The sequence below is a fragment of the Microcoleus sp. S36a_B3 genome, assembly GCF_036700745.1.
GTDB lineage: Bacteria > Cyanobacteriota > Cyanobacteriia > Cyanobacteriales > Microcoleaceae > Microcoleus.
In genome coordinates, this window is the sequence record NZ_JAUBPN010000046.1 from 1 (window position 1) to 25562 (window position 25562).

At 44.0% G+C, this 25562-nt stretch carries 22 protein-coding genes and 1 pseudogene; 12 read left to right on the plus strand and 11 right to left on the minus strand.

The window, feature by feature from the left end; all coding sequences use genetic code 11:
• Positions 1-185 (minus strand): hypothetical protein (locus QUA01_RS25895; RefSeq protein WP_333093202.1); only part of this gene is annotated, 185 nt, incomplete at its 3' end.
• A gap of 20 nt (positions 186-205) precedes the next feature.
• Between QUA01_RS25895 and QUA01_RS25900 the strand changes: the two genes are divergently transcribed.
• Together QUA01_RS25900 and QUA01_RS25905 are read left to right on the plus strand one after the other, a co-directional pair.
• A complete protein-coding gene (locus QUA01_RS25900; protein ID WP_333093203.1) occupies positions 206-1456 on the plus strand; it encodes an RNA-guided endonuclease InsQ/TnpB family protein in 1251 nt (416 codons plus the stop codon).
• Between the two features lie 91 nt (positions 1457-1547).
• Entirely contained in the window at positions 1548-2243 is a 696-nt protein-coding gene (locus QUA01_RS25905) for an alpha/beta hydrolase (protein ID WP_333093204.1), read from the plus strand.
• Positions 2244-2429: 186 nt separating this feature from the next.
• Here the strand turns inward: QUA01_RS25905 and QUA01_RS25910 are convergent, their stop codons facing one another.
• From QUA01_RS25910 to QUA01_RS25920, 3 genes are all read right to left on the minus strand, one after another.
• Entirely contained in the window at positions 2430-3326 is an 897-nt protein-coding gene (locus tag QUA01_RS25910) for a succinate--CoA ligase subunit alpha (protein ID WP_333093205.1), read from the minus strand.
• Positions 3327-3377: 51 nt separating this feature from the next.
• On the minus strand, positions 3378-4604 hold the full coding sequence (locus QUA01_RS25915) for a succinate--CoA ligase subunit beta (protein ID WP_333093206.1): 1227 nt from the start codon (positions 4602-4604) through the stop codon (positions 3378-3380).
• 848 nt (positions 4605-5452) lie between these two features.
• Complete coding sequence (locus tag QUA01_RS25920) at positions 5453-6961, minus strand: glycosyltransferase (RefSeq protein ID WP_333093207.1); 1509 nt, start codon at positions 6959-6961, stop codon at positions 5453-5455.
• A 377-nt stretch (positions 6962-7338) separates the two neighbouring features.
• On the opposite strand from QUA01_RS25920, the gene ebsA reads away from it, so the two are divergent.
• From ebsA to QUA01_RS25970, 10 genes are all read left to right on the plus strand, one after another.
• Positions 7339-7716 carry a type IV pilus biogenesis protein EbsA gene (ebsA, locus tag QUA01_RS25925; protein ID WP_333093208.1) on the plus strand — a complete coding sequence of 126 codons (378 nt, stop codon included), beginning with the start codon at positions 7339-7341 and terminating at the stop codon, positions 7714-7716.
• Positions 7717-8761: 1045 nt separating this feature from the next.
• Positions 8762-9859 (plus strand): phosphotransacetylase family protein, encoded by a 1098-nt coding sequence (locus QUA01_RS25930; RefSeq protein ID WP_333093209.1) that lies wholly within the window; start codon positions 8762-8764, stop codon positions 9857-9859.
• A 251-nt stretch (positions 9860-10110) separates the two neighbouring features.
• On the plus strand, positions 10111-10614 hold the full coding sequence (locus QUA01_RS25935; RefSeq protein WP_193974988.1) for a DNA recombination-mediator protein A: 504 nt from the start codon (positions 10111-10113) through the stop codon (positions 10612-10614).
• A 15-nt stretch (positions 10615-10629) separates the two neighbouring features.
• Positions 10630-11046 carry an MAPEG family protein gene (locus tag QUA01_RS25940; RefSeq protein ID WP_333093228.1) on the plus strand — a complete coding sequence of 139 codons (417 nt, stop codon included), beginning with the start codon at positions 10630-10632 and terminating at the stop codon, positions 11044-11046.
• A 187-nt stretch (positions 11047-11233) separates the two neighbouring features.
• A complete protein-coding gene (locus tag QUA01_RS25945; protein WP_194011603.1) occupies positions 11234-11725 on the plus strand; it encodes a YajQ family cyclic di-GMP-binding protein in 492 nt (163 codons plus the stop codon).
• Positions 11726-11729: 4 nt separating this feature from the next.
• Complete coding sequence (locus QUA01_RS25950) at positions 11730-11924, plus strand: hypothetical protein (RefSeq protein WP_333093210.1); 195 nt, start codon at positions 11730-11732, stop codon at positions 11922-11924.
• A gap of 85 nt (positions 11925-12009) precedes the next feature.
• The gene (locus tag QUA01_RS25955; protein ID WP_333093211.1) at positions 12010-12444 is read left to right on the plus strand and encodes a sensor histidine kinase; all 435 of its coding nucleotides are present in this window, start codon (positions 12010-12012) and stop codon (positions 12442-12444) included.
• 91 nt (positions 12445-12535) lie between these two features.
• Positions 12536-13426, plus strand: coding sequence for an ABC transporter substrate-binding protein (locus QUA01_RS25960; protein WP_333133265.1), 891 nt, complete (start codon positions 12536-12538; stop codon positions 13424-13426).
• Positions 13427-13476: 50 nt separating this feature from the next.
• Positions 13477-16086 (plus strand): hybrid sensor histidine kinase/response regulator, encoded by a 2610-nt coding sequence (locus QUA01_RS25965; protein ID WP_333093213.1) that lies wholly within the window; start codon positions 13477-13479, stop codon positions 16084-16086.
• The gene (locus QUA01_RS25970; RefSeq protein ID WP_333093214.1) at positions 16076-17446 is read left to right on the plus strand and encodes a diguanylate cyclase domain-containing protein; all 1371 of its coding nucleotides are present in this window, start codon (positions 16076-16078) and stop codon (positions 17444-17446) included. Before QUA01_RS25965 ends, QUA01_RS25970 begins: the two co-directional genes overlap by 11 nt.
• A gap of 306 nt (positions 17447-17752) precedes the next feature.
• Here QUA01_RS25970 and QUA01_RS25975 read toward each other — a convergent pair whose 3' ends face one another.
• The 7 genes and pseudogenes from QUA01_RS25975 to QUA01_RS26005 form a co-directional block, all read right to left on the minus strand.
• Positions 17753-19402: a mucoidy inhibitor MuiA family protein gene (locus tag QUA01_RS25975; RefSeq protein WP_333093215.1), complete on the minus strand. Its 1650-nt coding sequence runs from the start codon at positions 19400-19402 to the stop codon at positions 17753-17755.
• Positions 19395-19991, minus strand: a complete 597-nt coding sequence (locus QUA01_RS25980; RefSeq protein WP_333093216.1) for a Uma2 family endonuclease — start codon at positions 19989-19991, stop codon at positions 19395-19397. Before QUA01_RS25980 ends, QUA01_RS25975 begins: the two co-directional genes overlap by 8 nt.
• Before the next feature lie 104 nt (positions 19992-20095).
• A complete protein-coding gene (locus tag QUA01_RS25985; protein WP_333093217.1) occupies positions 20096-20986 on the minus strand; it encodes a methylenetetrahydrofolate reductase in 891 nt (296 codons plus the stop codon).
• A gap of 136 nt (positions 20987-21122) precedes the next feature.
• Entirely contained in the window at positions 21123-22133 is a 1011-nt protein-coding gene (trpS, locus tag QUA01_RS25990) for a tryptophan--tRNA ligase (RefSeq protein ID WP_333093218.1), read from the minus strand.
• Positions 22134-22443: 310 nt separating this feature from the next.
• Positions 22444-23506 (minus strand): annotated as a pseudogene (locus QUA01_RS25995) (ISKra4 family transposase).
• Between the two features lie 41 nt (positions 23507-23547).
• Complete coding sequence (locus QUA01_RS26000) at positions 23548-24957, minus strand: hypothetical protein (RefSeq protein WP_333093219.1); 1410 nt, start codon at positions 24955-24957, stop codon at positions 23548-23550.
• Positions 24958-24973: 16 nt separating this feature from the next.
• Positions 24974-25186, minus strand: a complete 213-nt coding sequence (locus tag QUA01_RS26005) for a hypothetical protein (RefSeq protein ID WP_333093220.1) — start codon at positions 25184-25186, stop codon at positions 24974-24976.
• Positions 25187-25562 lie beyond the last annotated feature (376 nt).

The window sequence follows — 25562 nt, forward strand, 5'->3', positions numbered from 1 at the left end:
ATTTTTGATTCAGATTCCAATAACTTTTGTAGCGAGGCGAGCCTCGCGTCCCTCTTCCAAAACTGTCCGAAGTATTGATTGATCCCTGAAACAGCATTACTATCGTGTCGGTACTCTAAATCCTTTTTCGACAAACTTGCCATAGCAATGATTGACTCCGTTGATGGGTAGTCTATAATCAACATATCACAGTGACAGAACTCAAATGTTTGGATGCCAGCAAATACTACTCAAGCCTGACAAAGACCTCAAGGCAGTTTTAGAATATATTTGTCAACAATCGAACAAACTGCACAATTGTGCGGTCTACTACGCTCGCCACATATACTTCAAAGCTGATACTTACGTGCGTCCGTTTGACATAATCAACGCATTAAAGCGCAATCCTCATTACGGAGCTTTATGCGCTCAAGCCGCTCAACAGACTTGTGGTGCTGTTGGTGAATCAGTAAAATCGTTCAAGGGATTAATCAAATTGTTTTGGGAAGGCCAGCTTGAATTCAAGCCAAGATTCCCCAGTTACCGTACTCCTGGCGGATTTCATTTAATAGCGTATCCGAAGCAAGCGCTTGGAAAAAAGTTGATTGACGGTCAAGTTTCAATTCCTCTCGGCCAAAAAGTAAAAGCTTGGTTTGGACTGAAGAATTTTCAAGTCCGAATGCCTACTAATTTGAACTATGCCGATATTCAAGAAATTAGAATTCTCCCCAGGAATGGCTGTTTTTACGCCGAGTTCGTTTACAAAGTGTCCAGCGTCCAAGCTGTCACAGAGAATCAAAAAGCTTTAGGTATCGATCACGGTGTTGATAACTGGCTTACTTGTGTCAGTAACTCAGGGACAAGTTTTATTATTGATGGCAAGCACTTGAAGTCGGTCAATCAATGGTACAACAAGCGGGTAGCGATTTTGATGGATGGCAAACATAATGGTTTTTGGTCGCATCAATTAGCGCGATTGACCGAAAAACGAAATCGGCAAATGCGCGATGCCGTGAATAAAGCAGCTCGTTTAGTAGTCAATCACTGCATTAAGAACAAAATCGGTGTTATCGTTTTTGGGGGGAATAAAGGGCAGAAAAATTCTGCCAATATGGGCAAAAAGACCAACCAGAATTTTGTCCAAATCCCTACAGCAAGATTAAAAAATCGAATCGCTCAACTGTGCGAGCAGTACGGCATTCAGTTTTTTGAGACTGAAGAAAGTTACACGTCTAAAGCATCTTTGGTAGACCGTGATTTTCTACCTGCAATTGGTGAAAAACCCGATGGGTGGAAGGAAACGGGCAGACGTGTAAAACGCGGTTTGTACCGGACGGGTGCAAAAAATTGGTATATCAATGCTGACTGCAACGCCGCAGGCAACATTTTGAGAAAAGTAGCGATAATGTTAGGGCTTGACCTTGACGGAGTTGGTAGGGGTGAATTGACAGCACCTTCAAGAATTGCCTTTTGGTAGTTTCTTTAGAATCTCCGTGCGTTTTACGCCGGAGAGTGTCAAAATGTACAAATCTCGAAAGCATAATTTTAATCGATAGCTGAAACTGAATATGAAGTTAACAAAATTTGTATCGATCGCCATTGCCCTGTTTGTTGGATCGAGCGCCAGCATATTATCTAGCAACAGTAAAGCATTGGGGGCAGAAAAAGTTGTCCTGACATTTGGCCCGATCGCACAAACCATCAATATCAGCGACTTAGAAAACTTTGCTAAAAACGGCACGACGACACCAACCATCAAACAAATTATCGGGTTCTCCAAAATGGACCCACAAGTGCTGCAGGGATTGATGAGTCTAGAAATCGGTTTAAAGCCCGCTATTCTGGCGAGGGTAGTTTACAGTACCCCAGGAGAAAAAATTACGGACGAAATCGGTCAAGCAATTCGGACTCACCGCCGCACAGAAAGCGGCAAAGCCCTGCGGGCGGCGGTGATTCTGGCATCCGGCGACGACGGTAGGCTGTCGCTGCTAGAAATCCTGAAAAAGTATCCTCTGCCGGAGGTTTACGTAGATGTTGCCAGCCTTGCGGCCACAGTTGGGAAAGTTCAGGGTTTGGTGGGGAACGTGCAAAGCCTGCTGCAAGAGTCGATGCGCGAGACAACTCGGACAACTCGCACCCAAACTCCGATCGCACCTCGTCCCAGCCTTCCGCCAACAACTTCGCCTCCGGCACGTCGTCCCGCACCCGTACCCCTACCAGCACCTGCACCACAGCCTGCGAACCCTGTCAGAGGGCTTTGGTAAGAAACGAAAATTTAATAATTTAAGAATCTCCTACAGTCTTCTCTCTTGTAAGTTTCCAGAGCAAAGGAGGCAGAGTATCGCCTATCTGCATTACCAGGCTCTGCCTGGTAACGAGCAAACGAGCAACGAGCAAATGGGGACTTGGATTCGGAACGATCGAGCCAATTGGATTTTGGGCGATCGCAATCATTTTTTCTTCAGCAACTTTTTAAGCAACTTAGGAACCTCCGAAGGCCGAGCCGCCACGGGTATTTCCGCCTCTTCAAAGGCAGCCATTTTGTTATCGGCCTTAATTCCAAAGGCTTTCTGGGCTGCGGCGCGAGAACTGATCAAAATGCCGGCGTGCCCCAAAGACGGGGCCTTCGGAACGTAGTGTCCGGCGAGATAAGCAACTACGGGTTTGTCTATTGCCGAAGCGATGTAAGAAGCTGCAGCTTGTTCGCTCCAGCCGCCCGCTTCTCCCACCAACACTATCGCCTCCGTACAGTCGTCTTCGTCCAAAATTTGCAGCCACTGCATAAACGACGAACCCAGAATCGCGTCGCAACCAATACAAACCGCCATCGACTGCCCCAATCCTGCCCCAGTCAGTTCGAGAGCAATTTCGTAAGTCAAAGTGCTGCTGCGGCTGATGACCCCGATCGAACCGGGAGTGTAGAATTCTTTGGGATGAGTGCCCAATAGCAGTTTGTCGGGGACAATAATCCCCGGACTGTTTGGCCCGATTAACAAAGTTTCGGTGGCCTCTGCTTTTCTGACTAAGCGCACCATATCCAGAGGAGGCACTCCCCCGGTGACGATCGCGATTTGCCGAATTCCTGCGGCGATCGCTTCTTGAGCCGCATCCAGCACCGCATAACGGTCTACCAAAATTACCGCAGTGTCAACGTTACCCACTGCCGCCACGGCTTGTTCTACCAAATCAAAAATCGGAATTCCCTCCACCTCCTGCCCGCCTTTACCGGGACTGACACCGGCGACTACATTAGTGCCGTATGCTTTCATCATCAGGGCGGTGCGGGTTGAGGCTGGAGATTCTGTAATGCCCTGTACTAGGACTTTGCTTTCAGGAGTTAAATTCATTTTTTGCCATTTGACAGTCCATAACTCTCGTCTTTTGCCGATCGACTGCCGCTACTTGGCCGAGGCTACAGAAGCGGCCGCAGCCCGATCCAAACTGCTAACTAGCTGCACCGGCAACTCTCCCAAACGCTTTTTTACAGCATCAGAATCGATATCTACCAGACGCAGCACAACTTGGATGTGGCGGTTGGCGCGAGCTTTCCGTTCCAAATAGCCGGCTACTGCGGCGGTGATTTCCTCAGTTTTGGAGGCGCGGGCCAAAATATTGACCAGTATCACCTTAACGTTTTTATTTTGAGCGACTAAATCCAGGGCTAATTCCGCGCGATCGCGCAGGGCATTTGCTGTATCGTAGGGGTTTAGAGAACCCATATTCACAAAATTAGCTGGTTTTCCTCCTTGGTGGGCTACAGCATCCAAAGTTGCCATTGTCAGGCCCATTCCGTTGCACAAAATCCCGATATTCCCATCTAGTTCGATTAATTGCAAAGATTCGGAATTCGAGATTGGGGATTGAGATTTTGCATCAAACTCCGGCGAGTGCTGGGCCGGAGAGTGAGAATTGTGGCTCGCGCCCGCATGGGGATTTCTCCTGTTTCCTACGAACCCGCTGCTTTGGTTCTTACCCGAGAGTGCGGCCAAGTCTGGATGCCGCCCCAAAGCATCGTCATTGGCGCTGACTTTACCATCTAAAGCCATTACCTCTCCCGTAGGACTGATGCCGAGAGGATTGATTTCTACTAAATCTAAATCTTTTTCGACAAACAGTCGGTACATTTTCTCGACGATCGCGCTCACCGATTGAATCAAGTCTCCCTGCAATCCCATTTTCAGCATCAAACGCCGCGCGTAGAATGGCGAAAATTCTTGGTCTACCGCAACTTGCTGCATTTTGTCGATCGACCCTTCAACATCCATACCTCCTTCTCTCGAACCCAGAAGTACCGGGCGTCGCGCTACGGGGTCTAGGAGTACCGCCAAGTACAATTCTTGGTCAGCGTTGTACTTAGCTTCGGCCAGCAGGACTTGGGGATATTCAGACTCGATCGGCAAATTAAAAATTGTTTGAGCAGCAGCAACTGCATCGATCGTATTTTCCACAAATTTAATACCACCCGCCCGGCCTCGTCCCCCAGCGCGCACTTGCGACTTGAGTACAACTGGGTAGGGAATTTTCAGTCCCTTGAGGTCGGCGGGATTATCAATCCGTTGTGATGGCAAAATCGGAATTGCCATCTGACGGAATAAAGATTTAGCTTGATACTCTAACAAATCCATTTTTAATAACGGGTGATATCATGTCCGGTCGATCGTCCTAACAAAAACGGAGCGCGCGTGCGTCCTGGCATTGGCTCCCGGATTGCGGACTTCAGTCCGCAATCCGGGAGCCAATTTTATCGTTGTGAATCCACCGGATGCGATATGACTGGTAGTTGGCAACAAGCAATTCGCCGTAATTGGCAATTCATAATTATTAGATAATAATTGGCTTTTTGTCAAGTCAAAATTCAAATATTCTGGCTTTTAACTTTTATTTTTCAACTTTTGTATAGCCGATTACTTATTCGCAACAGATCGCCCATCGCCGATTATTTAATCGGTTTTGGAGTGTTTTTGGCGATCGATAAATTGCCAAATTTCACTGTCCGATCGGGCGGCGATATATAACCTTCGCAAAAAAAAAGATGTTCCGCAACCGATTTGCACTTGCCGTCAGTCGATTTTAAATACTTCGGCTTCTCTAGTCATTAGTCATTAGTCATTAGTCATTGGTCATTAGTCATTGGTCATTAGTCATTAGACCTCTTGCAAAATAATTTTATGCTATAATAAAGGGTTTGGCTTAAGTGAAGCAGATTGCAGGTTATATCAGCACTTTACAATTATGAGTTAGCTCTGGGGTCTAAAACTTAAAACCTTTAATTATAAAATATTTTTTTTTGTAAGAGGTCTATTTTTGCAAGAGGTCTATTAGTCATTGGTCATTAGTCATTAGGCAGAAGAAGGAAAAACGAAGAAGGAAGAAGAAAGAAGAGATATAGCGGTTCTCATAAAAGTGAGGTATGCTTTTAGGCCCGATGCTTTTAGGCCCGATGCTTTTAGGCCCGATGCCCTATTAAATGGATTTACTTAGCAGCCCCTTGATGGACAGTTTTGACCCATTTTAGCCGCTTGGGACGCACCGCAATCCGAGCCGTCACAGTCCCTACCAGCAGCCAGTGCAACATATACACAGTACCCCGTAGCGTTTGCAGGAAGGTGACAAAAACTCTTTTCACCTCAAATTTCGTCTCTTTGCGAGTGCGACGCAAACCGACAAACATTCCCACCAGCGACAAGGTAAGGGTCATAAAAGTTATGGGACTGGCTAGAGGCATCCGGCGCAGCGCAATTGACATCAAAAAGTCGGGTAGCGCTACTGTGGGCAAGAAATATTGGGATACCCAAAATCCAAATAAATCCCAAGTTTTCCCGATTCCCATGCGGTTTTGCAAAATTAGCTGCCAGTAGTCAAGATAGCGCTGATAGCCGCCTTCTGCCCAGCGATTGCGCTGGTGCCACAGAGCCCTAGCGTTGGTGACTCCTTCTTCTAACACGGCTGGGAAAGGCAAAAATTCAATGTCCCACTGGTCTAGGTGCAGCCTTACGGTCAAATCTAGATCGTCGGTAATCGTTTCCTCGTTCCAGCCGCCGCAGCTTTCTAAGGCGGTGCGGCGCATGAATTGGCCGTTACCGCGCAATTCTCCAATGCCGCCGATCGCAGTCCGTTGCTGCTGGAAAAAACTGTCGAGAGCCATTTCTGCTTCTTGGCCGCGAGTCCACACATTCACCGCAGCATTGGCGATGGCTTTTCTGACTTGCACCGCCCCTACTTGTTCTCGATCGAATACCGGCAGCACCCGGCGCAGCAAATCCGGCGTTACCGTCGCGTCGGCGTCAAATATTCCCACAAATTCGCCGCGAGTCAGCGGCAAGACTTGATTTAGGGCTCCCGATTTGCCGCCACTGGCATTGGCTCCTCTGCGAAATACTTTAAGTTGCGGGTATTTTTTGGTTAGCTGTTCCAATACCAGCGGTGTGCCGTCGCTGCTGCGATCGTCGATCGCCCAAAGTTCGTAACGGTCGATCGGATAATCTAAATTGCAGATTGATTCTACCAATCGGGCAATCACCGCTTCCTCATTTTTCGCCGCCACCAGCAGCGAGACATAAGGCCAATCTTCTCGACTTTCATCTGAAAGAGGAGGGAGTGCGGGTTTGGGCCCGGCAAACAAAACTCGCAGCGCTTGCATCCACAGCAGCCCCGTCAACCCCCACACTACCCACGCACCCCAGGAAATCAAGTGCAGGGCGATCGTCCCTCCCCAAACCGCAGTCAGCACTACCGCAGCTTTTGCTCGCCTTCCCCGGTAAAGATTTTGAGGAAAAGACGGAGATCCCGGCACAGACACCGCCACCGGGATCTCTGATGAAGTTTCCGCGTCAAACACCCTGTCCCCCATGTCTGGTATGGCAAATATTTTGCTTGCCTTCGAGTTCGAGGTCAAACTATTGAGCTCTTCTCTAGCTAAATCAGGGATTTCCAAGTTAAGCTCGGTGCGAGCATCGTTTTCTGGCCAAGAACTCTCCTGCATAGGTTACTTGATTAAACAACCAATAGTTTTTGATTTTATAGATAAGTATTTACTGTATCAGTTTCTGGGCTTTTGTCGAAAGCAGACGCTGGCACGCTTGCAGGAAAACCCGCTGCTGGTTTGACCCGCCCAAAAACGGATACTGTCGTGCCACGTACAGGAGTTTTTCGCTATCCCAAATTTTCAACCCCTGTTCGAGCCTGCTGATTCAGGGCGCTGCAAGTAAATCTAAAATCTAAAACTCGTAAGCTCGCGAAGCCGAAGTATCTAAAATCTAAAATTGACTAGCTTTTGCTTGCGCTTAGCCTAGAATATCTGCTAGTTTTTGCAGAGCAGCTCAACTAATCTGCTAGTAGTAATTATCAGGATGTGGAAATATGTTTCTTCCTCAACTGAAGCCAGCCGACGACAAAGAAGTGAAAGTCTACGCTCCTTTCTGTCAGGAGCCCCGGCGCAAGTTTTTGCCGCACGCTATCGGTCTCTACAAGCTCAAAAGCTTGGAGGGGGCCCGAAAAATTGACGGCGGCGAGGACGTGCCGTTTGTCGCTAGTTGGAATATTCCGTCGCTGCCGATCGATTTGACCCGCTGTCGGGTGTTGTTTGACGGCAATGCTGAACTCAGCTACGAAGTAACGATGCAAAGCTCTGAATTTGTCACTTGTTTAATTGAGGTACTTTTGACTTTTCAGCGGACTCGTACTAACGTCGATTTTTCTAAAACGTTTTACCGCAAGCTGATGCGAATGGATGATTAACTTTCCCCGCGCCGGCAATCCCGAAAGCCTGGAATTGAATGGCGCTATAACTGGCGCACCAATCGTGTAATGCTACTACTGACGGCGACATTACACGATCGGTGCGCCACTTCTATTATTGATGCTCAATAGAACCGCTATATCGTTTCCCGTTGCATCGGAATAATAAAATCGAGTCAACAGTCAGTAGGGGCGGTGGATGGTGCGGGCCCGCCCTCTTAACTTAACAGTCAACAGTCAACAGTCAACAGTCATGTATGAGTGCAACCGGAATTGATATGAGTTCTTGCATTGTTCTCCATCACCTCTTTTGTAGTGCTAGGAAGTGCGATCGCGAGCGTCCGATTTCCTTTGACTTTTTCCCGTCGCTTGCTGAGAATCTAACACAGTAGCCTTAGCCAAGGGAACTCAACCTACAGCCCAAAAAGTCCGATCGCTCACTTGTCGCCCGCCTTTGCGCTACCGAAATGCCAGCCCACCCACCACCAAATTGATGTATTTTTGATTTGATCGCCGTCATAAATAATGTCTAATTTCCGCAACAAATTGGGTAATTTTTCGCTGTTACAAAAACTCTTTCCAATAAAATTATCAGCAATAAATATATCTTTTGTTGTATTTTTAAACAAATGTAATGCTATTGATTACGCATTAGTAATTTACTTTCAATAGTCAGTATTGTAGAGTTTTTGCTTGACTGAATATGACTATAAAAGGCTAGAGATAAACATATTTTATCCGTAAATTATGGCGAAACGTGGCTGTAATGTTAATGGGAAAAAGGTAAGGGGGGAAACGGTAAGAAAGCAATCGATCGCCCTTGACGCAACTCTGTTGAGAACCGCTCTGGGAAAAAACTGGTGTGAAAAACTAAGGATGTCAAAGAATGCGGACAAAAGAGTTGCGAACACATGAATAACAAATTTAATTAAAAAAATAATCTGACCAAAAGCGACCAAATCGAGTATAATCGGATTGCGAAATTTAGTCGCAGTGGAAAAATACTGTTGAAAAAATTAAATTTATTAAAATAGACAGATGCAAATTGAGGAGAGAAGGCGTAACCAAATTGACTAAATATTTACTGATCGGTTCGACAAAAGCTTACAGCGGCAAGTCCGCGATCGCCCTAGGGATGGCACTCGCACTCCCAGCAAAAGGACTCTCCGTCGCCTACGGCAAGCCTCTGGGAACCTGTTTCAGCTCGGAGGGAGCTGGAACCGAGGAGGAAGACGTGCGGTTCGCGGTGGAGACGCTGAAACTCTCAGAAAGTCAGATGCCCTCAACACTGCTGTCTTTGGACGAGGAGACGGTTCACAAGCGTTTGCGGGGAGAAGACAAGACAGACTATCGGCTCTCTCTGGCGCAATATTTGCAAGGCCCCAAGGCAGACTTGGTACTGTTAGAAGGCCCGGCTAATTTGGAGGAAGGCAGTCTGTTTGACTTGTCTTTGCCTCAAGTAGCTGAGGCGGTTGATGCCTCTGTGCTGTTGGTGACGCGCCCGATCGATCTGTATGTAGACGATTTGCTGTCGGCTAAACGGCGTTTGGGTTCGCGCTTGGCTGGCGTTGTCCTCAACGACGTGCCCTCGGACAAACTCGAATCGATCGCGACGACAGTGCGGCCTTTCTTGGAGGCTGCGGGTATTCCAGTTTTGGGAATGCTGCCGAGAAGCGCTTTGCTGCGGAGTGTCAGCGTCAAAGAATTGGTACACCAATTGAAAGCCGAAGTGCTCTGCCGTCCAGACCGTTTGGATTTGATGGTGGAAACCTTGACAATTGGCGCGATGAATGTTAGTTCGGCGATGAAGTATTTCCGCAAAGCGAGAAATATGGCGGTAGTCACTGGGGGCGATCGCACCGACATTCAACTCGCGGCTCTGGAAAGCTCAACTCAGTGCTTAATTCTCACAGGCCACTTGCCTCCTTCTCCGCTGGTAATCGGAAGAGCAGAAGAAATGGAAATTCCAGTTTTGTCTGTAGATTTGGATACCCTAACCACGGTAGAAATTATCGACAGCACCTTTGGCAGCGTGCGCCTGCACGAACCGATCAAGGTGGAATGCGTTACTCAGCTAATGGCAGAACACTTTGACTGGGAAAGCACGCTCGCATCCTTGGGTTTGGGAGCGAAAGTCCATTAAGCAGGCCGCCGGAGTGTAAGAAGGCAGAATTTTTTTTTGAATTAAACAATAAAAATGGAAAATTCTTAAATTCTCAATTTTTCAGGAATTCTACCTTCAGCTACGGCTGCTCAACGCCTTATGGCTCCCTCAAATCTCGCCATCCCCCAGTCAAATCTTGTAAATGTGCAATTTTTAACTGGTTTTTGGCGGCAATTGCTGGGGAGTCTGCTAAAATCCACAACGTAGTTTTATTTAATTTAATAAATTCTTTGAGTCAATCAATTGAGCTACCCAGAGTTGATGATTTTTTACAAGAACTTGCGGCGATCCAGCAAACCAGCTCCAAGCGGATTGCTCTTTTGGGTTCTCGTCACGTTCCTATTACCCACCAGCAGCTAATTGAGATGCTGAGCTACGCCTTAGTTCTGGGAGGCAATCAGCTCATCACATCAGGCGCTACAGGCACTAATTCCGCCGCGATTCGGGGGGCAATGCAGGCAGATCCTAATCTGCTGACGGTGATTTTGCCACAAAGTATGAGCCGCCAGCCGCGGGAGTCTCGCGAGCAGCTAGAACAAGTGATACATTTGGTGGAAAATCCTAAAAATGATAGCTTGTCTCTCCCGGAAGCTAGCGCCATGTGCAATCAGGAGATCATTTCTCGCTGTCAGCAACTGATATGTTTTGCTTTTCACGAAAGCCACACTTTGCTGAAAACTTGCCAAGATGCAGAAGAACAGCGCAAGGTGGTTACTCTGTTCTATTTTGATTGAATTGCGAGGCGGATGATGCTGTTGGGATTGCCTGTGTCGGTTATTCTGCTTGATTGTATTGCTGTGGCGGCAGCGCTGGTTTATGCACCGTTTTTGGTGGTTGCCCTCGCCCGCTTGCAGCTAGGCTACGACCAAGCAGCCCCGCGCGCTATGTTTGAGAGGTTGCCGGATTACGCTCAGCGGGCAACTTGGGCGCACCAAAATTCGTTTGAGACGTTTATGCTGTTTTCGGCGGCGGCTTTGATGGCTTTTGTGACGGGGGTAGATTCGGAGGTGGCGGGTTTGGCTGCGATCGCTTTTACGATCGCCCGCTTGTTGTTTTCCATTTTCTATATTCTGAATGTGCCACTGGGGCGATCGCTCATGTTTGCGATTAGTTCTTCTTGCACAGCTACTTTATTCTATTTCAGTTTGATGGCTGTTAATGGCTAATTGTTATTAGTCAGTTGGCCGTTGACAGTTGGCAGTTGGCAGTTGGCAGTTGCTAGTTGGCAGTTGGCAGTTGGCAGTTGCTAGTTGCTAGTTGGCAGTAGTTAACAGTCAACAGTCAACAGTCAACAGCTAACAATACGCAATGCCCAATGCCCAATGCCCATTACCCATTACCAAATATTAATTTATGGCTGCTAGTTATTCCTTTGATATTGTCAGCGATTTCGATCGGCAAGAAGTAGTTAACGCTGTTGACCAAACAGTGCGGGAAATTCAAAGCCGCTACGACTTAAAAGATACCAAAACTACCGTGGAATTGGGCGCAGAATCGATAGTTGTCAACACCGACAGCGAATTTACTCTCGATGCAATTCACACTGTTTTGCAAACAAAAGCCGCCAAGCGGAATTTATCTCTGAAAATTTTTGATTACGGCAAAATTGATCCGGCTAGCGGCAGCCGCGTCCGTCAAGAAATCAAACTAAAAAAAGGGATCGATCAGGAAATTGCCAAAAAAATCACTAAATTAATTCGAGATGAGTTTAAAAAGATTCAAGGCTCAATTCAAGGTGACGCAGTGCGCGTTTCTGCCAAGGATAAAGATGATTTGCAGTTGGTAATTCAACGGTTGAAGCAAGAAGATTATCCGATGGCTTTACAGTTTACAAATTATCGGTAAATTTTTGCAAGCTAAGTATGGGATTCCCAGTTGTGCGATCGCCTCTTTGAGTGCGATTGAAATTGCCTTGCACTTGCTGGGATTCAAAAATATTCCTTTGTTGCAAGCTGATGCTGGCTATATATGTGCAGAAAATCAACTTGTATATCGCTTTGGCAATAGACTTGAGTACAATCAATATTCTCAGCGTTCTGAATAAATCGATTCAGCCAAGCCTCAAGGTACTTATGAAATAAGGGTTTAGAAGCTCTCCTACAGTTGCATTACTTTTTGGAAGTGATATTATGCACAGCAAATATATGAGTCCTGAATTGCGATCGCCCCTCAATGCTATTCTCGGCTTTTCACCATTGATGGTACGCGCTAACAACCTCTCCTCTGACCCAAATCAAAATGCGGGAATCATCTATCGTAGTGGTGATGATTTACTAACACTAATTAATGTACTAGATTTATCGAAAATTGAAGCAGGTAGAACGACTATAAATTATACAGGTTTTTACCTACATCTGTTACTGAAAAAATTAGACAATCTGTTATATTTACGAGCTAATAATACGGGATTAAATTTGCTATTCCAGCGAACAGAAAATGTTGCCCTGGCCGGAGAAATTCCCCAAACAGAAACTCCTTCGATCAACTCCCTAAAAAAAATTGCTAGTCAATTCAATTGTGAGCAGCTTATTGATTTAGTAGAACCCGTGATAAGCAATGTCTAAACTACTCAGATCCCTTAGTATTTTTCTCATTACCTGCTGTCTGCTATCTGCTTGTCATCATCCAAGACAAACCGAATTAAAACGCCCTCCCTTGAAAGTAGGATTTACCCTTTTTGTTGGCTATAATCCAGTTATCATTGCCCAAAAAAAAGGATTCTTCAAAGCAGAAGGAGTAGACGTGGAAATAATTTATATAAATTACAGCCAATTGCAACAAGCAGATTTCAGTGCTGGGAAGTATGATGGTGGTGGATTTGCCTTGGGAGGTTTTATGAGCTTGAGTGCCACAAATCCCGATATCCAAACTGTCCTGGTTGTAGATGAAACCACAGGCGCAGATGTGGTAGTTGCACAATCAAAAATTCAAACCGTAGCTGACTTGAAAGGGAAAAACGTGAGCGCAAATCTAGGCGCATTTAGTGAAGTTTTTGTCACTGAGATGTTAAAAACTGCCAACTTAACGAAGGAAGATGTAAATCTAGTTAAATTCGACGCTTACGAATTTCCCCAACGCTTTCAAAGCAATGAAATCCAAGCTGGACACACTTGGGAACCCTATCTTTCTGAAGCCCTAAAATTAGGAGGTCACATCCTATTTACCAGCAAACAAACTCCTGGCTTGATTTTAGATGTGGTTGCCTTTCGCGGTGAAGTAATCCGCGATCGTCCTGAAGATATTCGTGCATTTATTCGAGCATGGCTGCAAGCCGTGACCTACTGGGAAGCAAATGTTGAGGAAGGAAACGCTATCATTAGTAAAGCATTAAATATTCCTAGCAATACACTATCTCTAGAGGGCATAAACCTCACTAATCTTGAGGAAAATAAGAAATTTTTTGACCCTAGCAGCAGTCAGTCTATATACAAAAAAGCTAAGATATATACAGACTTTTTTATTCGCTCTGGCGACGTTACACGCATTCCCGCTATCAAAACTTTGTTTAATTCATCTTTATTATCTCCTTCTCATGTGCGCCCATGAATCACTCACTTTTAAACAGTATCCGTACCAAGTTAATCCTATCATTTCTTATGGTTGCTCTCATCCCTTTACTGTTGTTAAGTTATCTGAATAAACAGACAACAGAAAAGGCACTAACTGACAACGCACGACAAGCTCTATCTGCGGCAGCCAAGGAAACTGTTAACAGAATAGATGCGTTTATTGATACTAATCTCAATGCCGTGCGCGTAGAAGCGATTTTACCAGGTTTATCTGCTTACCTGAACCAAACTGTCGAACAGCGAAAGGATAGTCCTGAAATGCGGTTAGCGACAGAAACATTAATCCGTCTCAGTCGTAAAGATCTGCTCAATATTATCTCTTACGCTTTGCTAGATATAAACGGACGGAATGTTTTAGATACGAATACACGGGATATTGGTCGAGATGAATCCAGTCAAAATTACTTTAGAGAACCTCTGCAAACTCAGCTACCTTTTGTCTCTAGTATGAAGCGATCGCCAAAAATTCCCGATCTAATTCAACTATTTTTTAGTAGTCCTGTTCGCAATGCAAAGGGAAAGATATTAGGGATCTTACGGGTATCCTACAATGCCACAGTTGTTCAGCAATTAGTAACTCGACAAACTGAGCGAGCCGGGGCAGAATTATCAGCAATTCTTTTAGATGAAAATTATATTTATCTTGCCCATAGCATAACACCTAAACTGCTTTTTAAATCCCTTGTCCCTCTATCGTCTGATGTCGCAAATAAACTACAAAGCGAAGGGCGTTTATCGAAGAGTTTGACTAAAGAAACTGCTACAAATTTACCCAAAATTAAGCAAGCATTAGATACCAAACAATCCTCTTTGATAGCATCATTTACGGGAAATGATAATCAGGCAAATTTGATCGCGATCGCTCGTTTACAATATAAACCTTGGTCTGTGCTTTTCGCACAACCGCTAGCTGTGGCTCTAGCGCCTGTGGAAAAGCAAATTAGTGATGCACTATTCCTATTTACACTAATCGCTGGAGTAGTAACAATCATCGCCGTTGCCATTGGGCAACTACTGACTAAGCCATTGATTTATCTGGCTAATATTGTGGCTGAGTTTACTGCAGGCAACTTAAATATCCGAGTTAAAATTAACTCAAAAGATGAAACAGCTCAACTAGCACGAGCTTTTAATAATATGGCCGGACAGTTACAAACATCTTTTGAAACTTTAGAAAATCGTGTAGAGGAACGAACAGCAGAGTTAGTCATTGCCAAAGAAAAAGCCGAAGTAGCAAATCAAGCTAAAAGTAGATTTATTGCCAATATGAGCCACGAATTGCGATCGCCCCTCAATGCTATTCTCGGCTTTTCGCAATTGATGGTACGCGCCACAAATATGCCCCCTGAACAATACGAGAATGCGGGAATTATCTATCGCAGTGGTGATTATTTATTAACGCTAATTAATAATGTACTCGATTTATCAAAAATCGAAGCAGGTAAAACCACCCTTAATCTTACAGACTTTGACCTACATATCTTGCTGAATGATTTAGAAGATATGTTGCATCTGCGGGCTAATAATGCCGGATTGAATTTGGTATTCCAGCGAACAGAAAATGTGCCGCGCTATATCTGTACCGATCAAGTAAAACTGCGTCAGGTTTTAATTAATTTACTCAGCAATGCCATCAAATTTACTTCCGAGGGTCAAATCACTTTGAATGTCTTTCTGGGAGAACAAGAAACCACAGATGTTTTTAATTTGCATTTCCGTATTCGCGATACTGGGGTGGGTATTGCAGCAGCAGAACTGCCCAAACTATTTGATGCCTTTAGTCAAGCTCAAGCTGGAAAAGATCTGCAGGAAGGAACGGGTTTAGGTTTAGCAATTAGCCGGAAATTTGTGCAATTGATGGGTGGGGATATTTCTGTAGAAAGCGAATTAGGAAAAGGTACAAGTTTCCAATTGTATATTCAGACCAAATTGGGTCACAAAACAAACAGCAAGAGTACAGCAGAATATCCAAGAGTTCTGGGACTGGTGCCCGGTCAACTTAGCTACAAAATTCTCACAGTCGATGATAAATCTATTAATCGACAATTACTAATTAAGTTGTTGAGTCCCTTGGGATTTGAGGTGAAAGAAGCTAGTAACGGACAAGAGGCGATCGCCATTTGGGATGAATGGGAACCGCACCTAATCTGGATGGATATGAGAATGCCAGTTATGGATGGCTACGAAGCGACAAAATACATCAAATCTACCACCAAAGGCAATGCTACGGCTATAATCGCGTTAACGGCGAGTGTGTTGGAAGAAGAAAAGGCGATGGTGCTTTCGGCTGGATGTGATGACTTTGTTCGCAAACCCTTCGTTGAACACACCATTTTTGATGCACTAGCTAAGCATTTGGGAGTCAAATATATCTATGCAGAAACAAGATCTCCTGTCTTGGATGATACAGAAACAAGCCCCTTGACATCGGCAGATTTAACCTGTATGACTCAAGAATGGATTACTCAATTATACGAAGCTGCACTTGAGGCAAATACTAACCTCGTGTTACAAGTCGTAGGAGAAATTCCCAAAACAGAAACTCGTTTGATAAAATCCCTTACAAAACTTGCCAGTCAATTTAAGTTTGAGCAGATTATTGATTTAGTAGAACCCCGGAGTGGCAATGAATCTTAATTCTCAAATCGAAAATAAAGGTAATATTCTAATTGTAGACGATCTTCTAGAAAATCTACAATTACTAAGCGAGGCGCTCCTCAAACTCGGCTACACTGTTCGCAGCGTTACCAGTGGGCGGATGGCACTGAAAACGGTGAACGTAAAGCGACCAGATGTGATTCTTTTAGATGTTAAGATGCCTGAAATGGATGGTTATCAAGTCTGTAGAACTCTCAAAGCGGATGCAGATTTTAGCCACATTCCAGTAATTTTTATTAGTGCTTTAGATGATGTCTTCGACAAAGTAACCGCCTTTAATTCAGGGGCTATAGACTATATCACCAAACCATTTCAAATCGAAGAAGTAGTGGCGCGTCTGGAAAATCAGTTAACCATTCAACGCCAGCAACAGCTTCTGGAACAAGAAAACATTAAGCGCCGGGAAGCAGAAGAGGTACTTTATCAATCTAGGGCTTTACTGGCTAGTGTTTTGAATAGTTCCCTTGATGGTATTGCGGCAATGCAGGCTGTTCGTAACACCGAAACAGGCGATATTGAGGATTTTCGGTGTTTAGTCGTCAACCCCGTGATTGCTAGAGCTTTTAACAGTAGGCATGAAGAGATGATTGGCAAATTGGTACTAAAAAAGTTTTTGACTACTATTGAGCCAAAACTATTTAATTGCTTCGTTAATATTGTCGAAACGGGGGCATCTTTACAACAGGATTTTTACTATGAATCAGGAAAATCTTGCTGGTTTCACTTCGTAGCAGTCAAGCTAGGAGATGGTTTTTCCGTTACTATCCGTGATATTACCGCCCGCAAACAAATAGAATTGGCTCTCCAAGATGCCAATCAAAAATTAAAAGAACTGGCAAATCTAGATGGTTTGACTCAGGTGGCTAACCGTCGCTGTTTCAACAATTGCCTTCAAAGTGAATGGCAACGCCTAGCGCCCGAAAAGCAGCCACTTTCTCTAATTTTATTTGACGTTGATAAATTCAAATCCTATAACGACTACTACGGTCATCTGGCTGGAGATGATTGCTTAATTAGAATAGGGCAAACATTACAAAAAGTAGTCCGTCGTCCCACCGATTTAGCAGCGCGTTACGGTGGAGAAGAATTTGTGTTACTCCTCCCGAATACGGATTTAGAAGGAGGGATTAAGGTGGCACAAAACATTCAGCAAGAAATTCACAATCTGGCGATTCCCCATGCACAGTCTGACGTGAAGGAGATCGTCACAGTCAGTTTGGGTATTGCCTCACTCATACCCACCTTGGAAGTTCAACCAGATACACTGGTAGCCTATGCAGACAAAGCTTTGTACGATGCTAAACAACAGGGGCGCGATCGCTGGAGTACAAATTGTTGAAAAATCGGGGCGTTTTTTTAAGGAAGGGGGAATTATACCGTTAGACAAGACTTTTCGCCAGTTGTAATTCATCCTGGTTTTGTGTTGATAGTCAGATCGTCAAATTTTTGGTAAGTAATACCAATTGGAAACAGTCTTGCTACAATTACCAATTTCAGACAAATTATCTTTGATTTGCACTACCCCTCGCCGGACAAGGCAATACCGTTTCCCTACAGATGATCGTCTCTAATTGATATGTAGCAATATTTTGCATAATTAGTATAAGCTGTAGCTAGCGTTACAGATTAAGAGCGTAAATCCTAATTAAATATCTAAACCCGTGACTGTTAACTCTGGAGGATGTTCGACAACAAACTGGTAATATAACTCTTGCTTTGCTTGTGGCGGCAGAGACATTATCCATTCCAGCAGTCCCATTTCACCTGCTACTATCTTCGGATTAGTGAGAGTCGATCGCACTTTAATCTGTTCATTGCGGCTGACTGGCAATTGCTCTTGTAGTGTCAGGTGTAGCTGCACCTGCCGCAGGTTAGTCACATTTAAGCGATAAGCGTAACTCGTGCGCCTCTGCTGACCGATCAGTTTTTTATCTACTTGTCTTTCCACTAATTCCCGCTCTATTTTTAGCCCTTCATCTATTCCTAAATTCAGTTTATATTCTTGGCCAGGGGAAACATTTTCTAACTGCATACTGCCGACAAAAGTGTTGTCGCGAAAGATATTTGCTTTACCGGGCAGAAGAGTTGCGCCTGTCAGCGGATTCACAACAACTGCTTGCAAATAGGCAAAACTGACTAATCGCGGGATGGCTATATATTCTGGTTGAAAGGGATAATTTTCGCTAAAAATCGTCACTTTGTGGGGTGTACCGTCGCTGGGAATCTTGGTATTTCCGCCTACTTGAAATGATACGGTGCCTCCTTCTTTCAATATTTGGGCTGTGGCGGTTTGAGCTTCTATGGGTTCGGGTGCTGCAGAAACACTAGGCTCAGTCATCATGGCTAATGGTACTTCGTTTGCACCTACTTTAGAATCGTATGATGCCATACTTCTTGTCATTCCCGCTCTGTAAAATTCTGCTGCTGGAGGCGATTTTGAGCGAAGAATATCGACATACCAGCATTCTAATTTAGGGGGCAGCATTCCCATTCCGGGTTTTGCTGTAGATAAAGTAAGCGCTACTCCCGTCCAATCTTCGCCTGTATTTTGATTGACTTCGGCTAGGTAATTGAGATTAATTTGGTTGTTGGTAGTGTTAACTCGCAAGTCGTAAAGAGGAGTCCAACGGGCTCGCATGACTACATAGGAAACTTCTAGTTCAAAATTGCCGCTACCGCTGGGTTCTATGGCAACAATGATGTTAAAACTTTGCTGAGAATGGGGAGTGTGTACTTGGCGCAACTGTTGCTGCAAAGCTTCTATTTGCTTGTCTAATTCGCGCTGCTGTCTTTCGTGTTGGGCGATCGCACTTACATATTTTAGGTAATTAGTTCCTAAAAAGTTGAGCAATTCGCCTGTTTCGTTTAAACCTACCTGCTGTTTGGCGATGCTGCTGGAAAAGAAACCGACGCTTTTTTCGCTCAAACCTTCCACAAATTTGAGCTGAATTTTTCGGGCGGTTATTTTGTCGTTAATTCCCCGTCTTTGGGTTTGTAACTCCTGAATTTGTTGGGTTAATTCGGCAGTGCGATCGCCCACTGGTTCGCTGCTAAACACTGTTTCGGTTCGCACTCCCAGCAATCGCACAGCAACTGTACCCGCACCCGTGGCCCTGACTGACTCTGTGTCGAGGGTTGCGGGTACAGAGGCGATCGCCAATTCTCGTTCGTTTCCCGCCAGAGATACCGTACCGCGCCGCGTCACCAAAGCGCGATCGGTGTAAACTGTAACTTCACAGATGCGAGTCTCCAGTGTTTTGATATTATCCTGATTGAGTAAATACGAATCAGTCATTGCTACTAATGCCTTTACGAAACTCTTTTAGTGCTTCCAATGGCGACGCAAATAAAATGCAACGCTTCAACAAAGATAAGTCTAATTCTGGCAGCAATTCGCTGCTAGAAATCGGCTCATAACCCTGCTCTCGCAAGCGGTAAAGTTGCAGCGTTCCGTCTTCCCAAAACCATACTTCAGGCACACCCATCAGCCGATATTTCTGAAGTTTAATCGGACTCCCGCTAGTAATCACCACCTCAATGCACAAGTCAGGAACATCCTTATCTGTCCCGAAACAATAAGACAAATCTGACTGATATTCGACAACACCTTCAATTATCTGGCTATAACTGCCACTGGGAAAAAACTCAACTTCCTTTACTTCAAAGTAGAGCAAAAGCAATCCTGCAATTATGGATTGAACCGCCTCATGAGGTTTACTAATTCCCACAATTTCTAAAACTCCTTCACAGTAAAATAGCCGCACTCCCGGCACATCCTCAAAGCTAGCTTGAATTGCCTTGAATTGATGCCATGTCAAACCGCGGCAAGTGAAACGCTGTTCGACTGCGGGAGAAGTTGTTGGATTGTCTACAGTTTGAAGCATGATTTTTTTATTGATGTTCAAAATGGTAGCGCGGGGAGGGCCGGTTTACGACATCATTAGTTTTAGACATTGATGATTTGTAAAGCCTGCCCCTAGGTTTAATCTTAGCTCAGTGGCTCGATTCCTGCCAAATCCAAAATTTGAGGAATTAAATCTTCTCGTTTGACAGCCATCATGTGAACTCCTTGACAAATCTGCCGCGCTAGTTTGACTTGTTCGGCAGCAATTTTTATGCCTTCCTGCAAGGGTTCGGGAGCTTTTGCTAAACGATCGATCGTCTCTTGTGGGATGTGAACTCCCGGCACGTATTTTTTAATAAATTCAGCATTTTTAGCTGATTTAAACAAAAATATTCCTGCTAAAACTGGCTTGTTGCAGCTCGCAGCAATGTGGTGCATAAACTTATCCAAAACTTCAAAATCTGTAATTAATTGACTCTGAAAAAACTGGGCTCCCGCCTCTACTTTTTTCTCAAATCGACTTTGCAAACCAGACCAACTGGGGCATTGCGGATCGACGGCAGCACCGACAAATAAATCAGTAACTCCGTCGGTTAAAGGTTTGTCATTCCAGTCTTTGCCGCCGTTCATTTTTTGAATAACTTGCAATAGCCGAACTGATTCCAAATCGAATACACTTTTTGCTTTAGGATGGTCGCCCGCTTTGACGGGATCGCCTGTAAGTGCTAATACATTGCGAATGCCTAAAGCGTGGGCTCCCATGAGATCCGCTTGCAGGCCAATTTGATTGCGATCGCGACAAGCAACTTGACAAATTGGCTCAATTCCGTGCTGTACTAAAATCGCCGAAACTGCTAGGGGACACATTCCCAGCACTGCGCGACTCCCGTCGGTGATATTAATGGCGTGGACTCTGTTTTTGAGGCGTTCAGCCATTTGAATTGTGTGAGTCATGTCGCCACCTTTTGGCGGGGCAACTTCGGCGGTAATTATAAATTCTCCGGGGGTGGTGCAGGCTGTGCGAAAACGATTCATGATTATTTGTCTGTTATTGGTTATTTGTTATTGGACAGTTGTTAGTTGACAGTTAGTTGACAGTTAGTTGACAGTTAGTTGACAGTTGTTAGTTGTTATTCTTCACCAGTAACCCATAACCACTAACAACTAACAACTAAACAGGTAAAGAATAACCGAAAGCTGTCTTAACCTTAGTTAGGGTTTGATTAGCAATAGCTTCTGCTTGTTCTCTTCCGCGACGTAGTACAGACTCTAAATATCCCGGATCGTCCATTATTTCCTTGTATTTATCCTGAATCGGTTTGAGGGCATTAATTGTCGTATCTGTCAGCAAGGGTTTAAAATCTCCCCAACCCATGTTTTCACACTCTGTTGCTACTTCTTCCTTAGATTGGCCGGAAAGCAGGAGATAAAGTGTCAGCAAATTTCTAGCTTCGGGGCGATCGGGGTCGTCAAACGTCAAACCCCGCACGGCATCGGTTTTGCAGCGCTTGATTTTTTTGGCGATCGCATCTGGCGAATCCAATAAATTAATTCGACTTTGTTCGGAAGGGTCAGATTTCGACATTTTGCGCGTGCCATCTGTCAAACTCATCACTCTCGCACCGTCAGTCCGAATTAACGGTTCGGGAAGTTTCAATACTGGCTTTTCGGGTGTGCCGAATTGGTGATTTAATCTGATCACAATATCGCGGGTGAGTTCCAAATGCTGTTTTTGGTCTTCTCCCACTGGCACTTTGTCGGCATCATAAAGCAAAATGTCTGCTGCCATTAACACCGGATAATTTAGCAAACCGGCGTTGACATTTTCACCTTGTTTAACTGCTTTTTCTTTAAACTGAATCATATCTTCGAGCCAGTTAATCGGCGTAATACAGTTGAGCAGCCATGCTAGTTCTGTGTGCGCCGAGACGTGGGATTGCACGAAAATAGTAGAATATTCTAAGTCGATGCCGCAAGCTAAATACAGTGCGGCGATGGCGTAAGTGTCGGAGGCTAGGGTTGCTGGATTGTGCGGTGCGGTAATTGCGTGCAAATCGACTACACAAAAGTAGTTTTCGTACTGACTTTGATTTTCTACCCAGTTGCGAATGGCACCGAGATAATTGCCTAGGTGAAGATTGCCCGTTGGCTGAACTCCTGAAAGAACGCGCTGTTTATCCATGAGGAAAGAATAGAATTGATTTCACATTTCTATTTTGACACGTTATTTGGATCTCAGATGCTGTTTGTTGAAATTTATAAAAAACTGGTGGAATATCACTCGGCGGTTGAAACCGCGTCTACACAAACGAAGTCCGCTTGCGCGGACTAAAGAATAAACAGGGTATTTAAGGCGGGTTATTTTTATAAATGGGTCTAAATTTCACTCTGAAAAACATCCCTGTCAACTGTCAACTGTCAACTGTTTTTCGGTTTAGTGCGCCACCAAGTGATGCTGGCTGCGAAGGGTGCATCTCAGTTTGGCAAATACATCAAATTGAAAGTTGACCGTTGAGATAAGCACAGCGAAGAGCAAGGATAGACGAAACGTTCTCAATATTCCATTGTGTTCCCGATATTTTTACCCTTAATCCAATGCGTTTAATTATTGATTCAATTGCTCCGGAACTAATCGAACTTATGGATTCTTCTTTGTATTGGTAATTAACTATTCGGCAGCGATGCGTCTCTAAATAATTACAAAACGTTTTAAATGCTTGACCTTTAAAGTCTTTAAATATTTTTATAACTCGCTCAATTTTGCCTTGCCATAACATAGTTTCTGCTGATTTTAATCGTTTTATTGAACCCCCTACCTTGTAGATATTTTATTTGAGATGATACCAATCTAATATTTCTTGTCTTTGTTCATTATCTCCAATTTCTTTAAATATCTGCCAAATTCTGGCATGACATCTCCTAAACAATACATAGGATGTAGTGATTTTTGGCTATTAGTCCAATCAATTAAATCTTGATTATTTTGAAAAAATGCTCCTGAATAAACATTATCTAAACAAATGGCTTTATAGTCTTTCCAGTAACAACCCTCGCCTTTGGTTTCGTTGCGGACGCTGACTTTCCCGCCATCTAATCTAATTTCTTTGACTCCGTGTTTAGATGTAGGTAATTCAAATTCTTGTCGTTTAACTAATCTGTGTAATATACTATGAGAGACTTTGACCCGCGTGAAAATCTCTAAATCTTTTTCTGCCATTTGATAAGATTCGTTGGCACTGATTAAAAGACAGCATTTTTCCATCATTGGACTGAATTGACTATATGCTTTCAATCCAAAATATTTCGCTTGATTGTCTGTAATATCGAGCGAACCCACTATTGATTTTATTTTTCTGGATTTTCCTGTTTGAATCCCTGATACTGCTGAAAAAAAAAGCTACCTAGTTCTGGGCCTACTTCTTCTAACATTTCCTGATGCCGGAATTTTTCTATACTTTCAAAACTTTTTAACTGGGTTGGAGCTGTGTTTATGTAAAGAATTGCTGCTACCGCTTTTAAGTGGGATTTTAGCTGTTGTTGGTCTGATGCTATCATTTTATTTGCCTTATATTTATTTGACTATTTTACTAGCTTTTTCATTTTAACTCTTTTTTGACACATTCGCCAAAGTGAGATGCACCCGCTGCGAAAAGGGCGATCGCAAAACTCAAGGCAAACGAAAATAGAAAGGGATGCAACTGCATTAAAATTGGGATTTGATGGTTTTGGACTGTATCGAAGAGTTTGTCTGTACCGCTGGATGCGGCGATACCACCGGCTGCTAAACCTACGCCGATCGCCTGTACTGTGCTTTCTAGGCGATCGTCCCGATATTTCTCTTTGTCTTCGCTGTTGCGGAGTGCGAGTTGGTTGGTGCGATCGCTCCTGGCTTGTTCTATTTCTACTATGCCGCGAATTGAGGCGATCGCCTGATCGATTAAGTTTGTCCCGTGGCGGAAATATCCTAAGTCTCCGGCTATTTGCGATCGCACGTAAGGAGCCGTTTTTATACTGAAGTTATTTAATATTGATAGTTCTTCCTTATCGATTCTTAGTATATCACAAATTTTAGACAAAATGTCAGTATAATTGTTAAGATTTAGGGCAATTGTATTGTCATAATCTTCGAGTTTCCGCAGCAGGCGAGTATAAGTTACAGCTTTGCTGAAGAGTTGCTTTAGCTGTTCCTGAAATTCCTGCAATTGGACAGAAGTTAATACAGTTCCTCTGGCCAATTGCTGCTGCAATATCTCCATATTTTTCTCAATAATCCGGTATTCGCGATCGAGTTCGCGGTAAATCTGGCGGCTGTCTTGAAAAGCTTTGATAATTTTGTTGCGGTGAAATAGTAGGTCGAGTATTTCTTCTTGGCACTTGTTAAAATTTTCGTCGGTTTGTTTGTCGGAAAGCAGCCAGACAAGTAAGTGGCGGTAATTCGCAATATCGCTAATTGAACGGTATTCAAAAATCGGACTACCGAACAGTTTACCCAATCGGTAAAATACAGGTGGCGAGTCGCCTTGGAATAAAGCATTGCGACATTTATCGGCGAGGGGTTTGAGGGAATCTAATTTCTCTGGTGGGGGTTCCGTAAGCCATGCAGTAATTAGGAGAGTTTGACCTAAAAAATTGTCATCGCCATCGATAAGTAAGGCTTGATTTGGGTTAAACTTTTGGATGAAACTGACATCTAAATTATCGGCGGTGCCGTCTTCCGGGCAACCTATATTTAAGCAGAAAGCATAGGTGTCTTGAATTTGTAGCGGTTGGGCAAAACCTTCTAGGGGCAGATGACTGTTAAATGGTAGTGCGACAGTTGGTAACAAATCCTCGCGGTAGCTGTGGCAATTTGGCGGAAAAACTAAATTGGGCGTTAGCTTTTCATCGGTGAAATTGGCGACGATATTGTCGCAGTGTTTCCACAGAGGATTGTGGCTGCCCTGACTGTCATTGTACAGTTGGAAAGCGTATAAATAGACATTCGGGGCAGAAATTTTGTCTGTCATATTATTGGCGCGGGGGCTATGAATTGGGGCGGCGTTTTTTGAGATTTTCTGGCAACTCTGGATAGCGGTTTAATAGCCTTGGTTCTTGCTCTTCTTTTTTGGTGGCTTCTGGTTTTGGTTTTGGTTTTCTAATAAAATTGTTGATTTCATCTGTTATTTTAGGATAGTTTGCACACCAATCGCCAATAGCATCAGCTACTTCGTTAGTCGATTTATCGTATCCGCTCAATAAGTTGTGGTAATTAGTAATTTGTCGCGGTTATTGAAGTCAGATTAAATTATACAAATATATTAAATCAGGCGGAAAATACCCGCATTGACTGGCAAATAAATCTTAATTTGAATCATGTATAATTAATCATGAGTTCAAGAAATTCACAGCTTTATTGAGACCACCTCACAATTAATCTTGGATTGATACGACACTTGCTAAAGGAATCAAGTCCCTGATAACTGAGACTAATGATACTATTTCATATCTCTTCAATAATCCCAGGACACACCGAAAGAACAAAGCGAAGATTGTTCGCGAATAATCATCCCCAGAGCTGGAATATTTCCCCGGTGAGAAATACGATCATATTCAAAAAAGCTAATTCCTAATT